At 44.4% G+C, this 5,161-nt stretch carries 7 protein-coding genes and 1 pseudogene; 3 read left to right on the top strand and 5 right to left on the bottom strand.

Annotated features, from left to right (window positions below; all coding sequences use genetic code 11):
- From B7Y67_RS04845 to B7Y67_RS04835, 3 genes and pseudogenes are all read left to right on the top strand, one after another.
- Positions 1–97: pseudogene (locus B7Y67_RS04845) on the top strand (2-hydroxy-3-oxopropionate reductase); the annotation flags it as partial.
- 9 nt (positions 98–106) lie between these two features.
- Positions 107–694: a YqiA/YcfP family alpha/beta fold hydrolase gene (locus B7Y67_RS04840; protein ID WP_293597631.1), complete on the top strand. Its 588-nt coding sequence runs from the start codon at positions 107–109 to the stop codon at positions 692–694.
- A gap of 4 nt (positions 695–698) precedes the next feature.
- Entirely contained in the window at positions 699–1,700 is a 1,002-nt protein-coding gene (locus B7Y67_RS04835; RefSeq protein WP_293597630.1) for a DUF3108 domain-containing protein, read from the top strand.
- Between the two features lie 29 nt (positions 1,701–1,729).
- Here B7Y67_RS04835 and B7Y67_RS04830 read toward each other — a convergent pair whose 3' ends face one another.
- The 5 genes from B7Y67_RS04830 to B7Y67_RS04810 all read right to left on the bottom strand — a co-directional run.
- Positions 1,730–2,269 carry an ion channel gene (locus B7Y67_RS04830; protein ID WP_293597629.1) on the bottom strand — a complete coding sequence of 180 codons (540 nt, stop codon included), beginning with the start codon at positions 2,267–2,269 and terminating at the stop codon, positions 1,730–1,732.
- Between the two features lie 83 nt (positions 2,270–2,352).
- Positions 2,353–3,054: an ankyrin repeat domain-containing protein gene (locus B7Y67_RS04825; protein ID WP_293597628.1), complete on the bottom strand. Its 702-nt coding sequence runs from the start codon at positions 3,052–3,054 to the stop codon at positions 2,353–2,355.
- The gene (locus tag B7Y67_RS04820) at positions 3,051–3,839 is read right to left on the bottom strand and encodes a TatD family hydrolase (RefSeq protein ID WP_293597627.1); all 789 of its coding nucleotides are present in this window, start codon (positions 3,837–3,839) and stop codon (positions 3,051–3,053) included. The genes B7Y67_RS04825 and B7Y67_RS04820 overlap by 4 nt, the downstream gene beginning before the upstream one ends.
- Positions 3,840–3,850: 11 nt before the next feature.
- The gene (locus B7Y67_RS04815; RefSeq protein ID WP_293597626.1) at positions 3,851–4,996 is read right to left on the bottom strand and encodes a DNA polymerase III subunit delta'; all 1,146 of its coding nucleotides are present in this window, start codon (positions 4,994–4,996) and stop codon (positions 3,851–3,853) included.
- Positions 4,997–5,161, bottom strand: a 165-nt coding sequence (locus B7Y67_RS04810; RefSeq protein WP_367227272.1) for a dTMP kinase, incomplete at its 5' end; no start/stop codon positions are given.

The following is a 5,161-nucleotide window of genomic DNA, read 5'->3' as shown; positions in this document are numbered from 1 at the left end:
CTCCTGTAGCGCTCACGGTGGCAAAGCCTGGGATCACTCCGCCATGGTGAGGGCGCTTGAAAAGATGGCGAACTTTGAAATTGGGCAGAAGGGTTAAGGCTCCTTAATGAAAACAACACTATTGGTTTATCTGCATGGCTTTCGCTCATCGCCAAATTCAACTAAGGCGGTGATGACTGGTGAAGCGGTGAGGGCGCTCTCAACAACGCAAAATAGATATGAATGGTATTGCCCGCAATTGCTGGCATCGCCAAAAGAAAGTATGGACATGGTGGTCAAGCATATTGATCAATCTCAGGCTGATCGCTTAGTTATCGTCGGTTCATCCTTAGGGGGGTTCTATACAAACTACCTTGTTGAAAAATATCAATGTAAAGGTGTTGCGCTGAATCCCGCTGTATATGCAGCGAGAGAGCTTGAGCCTCATGTTGGCATGATGACGGCATACGACAGCGAAGAGCCATTTGATTTCAAGGCCGAGTACATTGACCAATTACGCTCCTTGCAAGTAGATGCTATTGCCGACCCTAATCGTTACTTCTTAATTGCCGCTAAGGGTGATGAACTACTAGACTGGAAAGAAATGGTTGCTTTTTATTCTGGTGCTCAGCAGTTAGTTTTAGAGGGAAGCGATCATGGAATTGCTGACTATGCCGATCATCTTCCAGCGGTGATAGCATTCATCGAACAGTAATATCTTGATTAATTCCAGCAACCTGTTCCAAGGGGTTCGCAAAAAATCTCTGTGGATTCTGGTTGCTGCAATTTTTCTATCCGTATTTGGCCACCTGATTTTATTTTTTGGTTTGCCTTTTATTTCTTTTGGTAATCAGCCACCCATCGCTGAAGATCTTATTATCAAAACAGATCTGCGTGTAGAGCTTCCAAAAAATATTCAGATGGCAAGCGCGCCAAAGAAAAAAACGCCTCCTAAGCAGGCGAATGCTGTGTCGGCAGATCCTTTATCAGACCAAGGGGAAGGAGAGCAGGGCGGACTCGGCAATCAATCTGGACAAGCATTTCGTCTACCCGATTCCGGCATCTATTATTTTGATGCCTATGTTGATGGGCAGCTTTATCAGACAGCACAGTTAGACTGGATTACGGAAGGCGATAATTATCGCCTTTACATCAATATTCCTTATGCTGTGGTTGGCCCATTTGTTTTTGAGTCTCGCGGCTCTGTTGATGCATACGGAATTGCTCCATCGATCTACTGGACTCAACGCGGGACAAAGCCTCCTCGTTATTCAAGATTTGATCGCGATAACAGTGGAGCAGGGAAGATGTATTTTTCCGAGAAGCCCGAGTTCACACCTGATTTATTACCTGGGACTCAAGATCGATTCAGTCTGATGTTCCAATTTGCATCCCTGTTAAATGGCAGTGACAAGATTGATGAAGCAGGGAGTATTAGGGCACTTCCTGTTGTCGACTACAACACCTTAGAAATGTGGCAGTTTAAAAGTTATGGTGAGACAGAATCCGAAGAGATTCCTAGTTTAGGCAAGTCAGTGAATCGTCATTACGCCCTCATGCAACGTGAAAACGATCCATATAAGCGTCAAGTGGATATCTGGCTGGCAAGGGATCTCGATTGGCTACCAGGCAGAATGCGATCCCTGGAGTCCAATGGACGTGTTTTAGAGTTGGTATTTAAGCAAAAGGCGCCGGCAGATAAGTCAAAACTCATTAATTGAGCTGTTAATCACAAAATTAGACTGATAGCTTAGAATCCAGCCCCTGATTTGGGGTTTTGATTGCCTCTATTCAATAAAGCACCCATCATCGAATACAAGGCTGCTCCAGACATCGAGACAGCAAAGATGCCTGAGAAGGAAATGATGATTGGCAAGATTCTCCACTGTTCGGATAGGTTATAAGTCCCAAATCCAACTGTGGTGTACATCTCGCCAGCAAAATAAAATGTCTGCGGATTGGTCGGGAAGACTTGCAATGCAACGCAGAGATAGGCCCAGGCCACGATCTCAGTCAAATGGCTGGCGATAATCATCAAAATAGCAATGAAATAAGACAAAAAGTTGGCGCCATATATGCGTCTATTTTCCAGCTTTCGATCTATCCAATGAAATGCACCTGCAATCATGAGCACTGCAATGCCATGTAATGTCAGCATAAGACATGCCAATATCAAAACAAACCAAATCTGGCTACTTCCCATATCAGCATTAATCTCAGCTAATAAGGTGCTAAAGCTAGGGAGATCATAAAAGCCGGGGAGTTTGGCTATGTGGTCAAGTAGGTACATTTATCGCTTGTGTAGTTCTATTGATTTACATGCAATTATTGTTTGACATAATAATGATTATACGCAGATAGAAATGTCGTCAATTATGTAGGGGACTTCTTCGGACCGCCTGGATACGGCTGCCTATAAAGCTTTTGCCAACGTGACATCAGGCCATCACGAATGTCATCCTTACCAAACATCTGAGCAACATCAATAGCTGTATAGCCCTCATGATTACGCATACGCAAATCAGCGCCGTTATCGAGCAAGTATTTAATGAGGTCATCATTGCCAGATCCAATTGCCATCATTAAAGGCGTTGTTTCGCTTGGGCTTAAGGCATTAATCATGGCTCCATTAGCCATTAAAAACTGGACTATCTGTAAGTGGCCATTTGTGGCTGCATAGTGAATTGGAGCCCAGCCAGTCTTATTAACGGTAGCCTTTTTATCTAATACCAGTAACTTTACAGTTGCAAGGTCGCCATCAAACGCCGCCATCATCAGGGCATTTTCACCGCTTTTGTTAGCCAAATTCAGGTTGGTTGCGGGGTTTGAGATGAGTAAATCAGTAACTTTCTTTGATTTATCCCGGATGGCAACAATCAACATAGGATTGCCCTTTGAATCTAGGGTATTTGGACTGACCCCAGCCTTCAATAAGGATTGGACCTCTGAAACATCATCAAACTTCGCTGCCTTAGTGAAGTCATCTACTTGATCTGCTGTTTGGGCTAAAACTAGGCTAGATATACAGCAAGTGAAGATGCTGAAAGCCAGATTTAATTTAAATGAATTTCTCATGAAATAGCTCTATTTATCTGAAAACATTGGAAAAAGTTTCTTGAGGTTTGGTCGGCTAGCAACTCAACAGGAACCCCCTTTAAATCAGCAACAAATTCTCCGACTTTAGAGACCCAGGCGGGTTCATTAGTCTTGCCGCGATAAGGAATTGGAGCTAGATACGGAGAATCGGTCTCAATGAGCATGCGGTCTAAAGGCACCTGTTTACAGGTTTCCTGAAGATCCTTGGCGCTCTTAAAAGTCACAATCCCAGAAAAAGAGATGTAAAAGCCCATTTCCATGGCTGCCTTGGCAACTTCGGTGCTCTCTGTAAAACAATGCATCACCCCACCAATTTGATCGGCACCCTCCTCTTTAAGGATTCTGAGAGTATCGGCTGAAGATGCACGAGTGTGAATGATGAGAGGCTTTTTAGATGCAATGGCAGCTCGTATGTGGGTCCTAAAGCGCGCTCTTTGCCACTCCATAGATTCATAGCTACGATCACCCATACGATAGTAATCAAGCCCTGTCTCACCAATGGCAATGATTTTGGGATGTTTTGCCTCTTCAACCAAGAATTCAAAACTCGGCTCCGGCGTATCTTCATAATCTGGATGCACACCAACAGAGGCATACAAATGGAAGTGATCCTCGGCAAGTTTTCTTACCTTAGGAAAATCGGGAATATCTACCGAAACGCACAAGGCATGGCTAACCTTGGAGGCAGCCATATTAGACAAAACCTCAGGTAGACGGCTTTGAAATTCAGGGAAATCGAGATGGCAATGTGAGTCTATAAACATGACTCACCATTTTAGTCTTCAAATACCTGCTGGTATTGAGAAAGCAATGCTTCAAGCTGTATACGGGTGGCTAAGGGGTGATTTTCATGACGACGCGCCTGTATTAAAGACTTCCAAAAGCGGAGTAACTTAGGAAGGTTCGCTTGCTGAACAAGGCTCTTAATTGCAGCCTCATGCTTAGGATAGTAGCGAGGTGAACCCATTTGCGCGCAACTTTGCAAGTCAGAAACCCAGCGTTGCATGGTGGCTAACAATGCTGAATAGCGCGCTTTTTGGGTCTTGTCCGCCGCATCCAACCAATTAATGCGAGCACCTTGTGACATTGCCTGCAATAAATATCGCGATGCTTGAATGGCAATAGTGAGCTCATCTTTATCATCCTGATTGTGGCGCGCAATTAAGGAATCTAAAACAGCATAGGGTGCGCCGCCCTGCTCGTCATATATAGACTCGACATCGGCATCACTCATTTTTAAACTGGGGATCTTGCCCAGTTCAGCGCGCAACCAATTTAATCCCGTCAATCGATCTGGTCGTGGCGCAGATAACAAACGGCAACGCGAGCGAATTGTAGGCAAGACGCGATCGAGGCGATCTGCCAGCAAGATGAAGATTGTATTTTTTGGTGGCTCCTCAAGGGATTTGAGCAGGGTATTGGCAGAATCTGATCTCAGCATCTCAAGCGGGTAAACCAAAATTACTCGATTACCACCGCGATGTGAGCCAATAGAGAGACCTTCGATTGCGCTACGAGCATCTTCAATAGAAATACTTTTCTTTTCTTTTTTCTCGGGTGCGTCACCATCAGCATCGGCTTGACTAGATTTAGACTTTTTAGGTGAGTCAGCATCCGCCTCAAAATCTGCATGGGGTAAAAGCTTGCGGTGCGTTTCAGGCACAAGGGCAATAAAGTCAGGGTGGTTACTAGAGTCAAACCACCGACAGGCCTCACATTGATTGCAAGGTTTTGCTCCGGAAGATGTCTCACACAGTAGCGCCTTGGCTAATTCAATAGAAAATTCAAACTTGCCAATACCCGATTGACCATGAATCAAAACTGCATTAGGAAATGCATCCAAGTCAATGCCATTCCAGGCAGACTCTAGCCAAGGAGCAATTTTTTTAGCCGGCTCTTGTGGAAACATCGCATCACTCATTTAAAGATTGATCTTTAGTGACTCAAGCTCATTCCAAATAGCCTCTGGAGTTTTTGTGGCATCAACCAAGTAAAAACGTTTTGGATCTGCCTTGGCTCTACGCAAATATTCTTGACGGACTTTTTCAAAAAAATCTAAGTCCATCTTTTCAAATTTATCTGGCGC

Source organism: Polynucleobacter sp. 35-46-11 (genome assembly GCF_002281105.1).
The sequence above is the reverse complement of the archived record's forward strand: the minus strand, read 5'-3'. Positions and strand labels throughout refer to the sequence as shown.

Bases quoted from the DNA above. Each gene is read 5' to 3' on its own strand.
- B7Y67_RS04840 (WP_293597631.1), top strand. From the start codon at position 107: ATGAAAACAACACTATTGGTTTATCTGCATGGCTTTCGCTCATCGCCA.
- B7Y67_RS04830 (WP_293597629.1), bottom strand. From the start codon at position 2,269: ATGTACCTACTTGACCACATAGCCAAACTCCCCGGCTTTTATGATCTC.
- B7Y67_RS04825 (WP_293597628.1), bottom strand. From the start codon at position 3,054: ATGAGAAATTCATTTAAATTAAATCTGGCTTTCAGCATCTTCACTTGC.
- B7Y67_RS04820 (WP_293597627.1), bottom strand. From the start codon at position 3,839: ATGTTTATAGACTCACATTGCCATCTCGATTTCCCTGAATTTCAAAGC.
- B7Y67_RS04815 (WP_293597626.1), bottom strand. From the start codon at position 4,996: ATGAGTGATGCGATGTTTCCACAAGAGCCGGCTAAAAAAATTGCTCCT.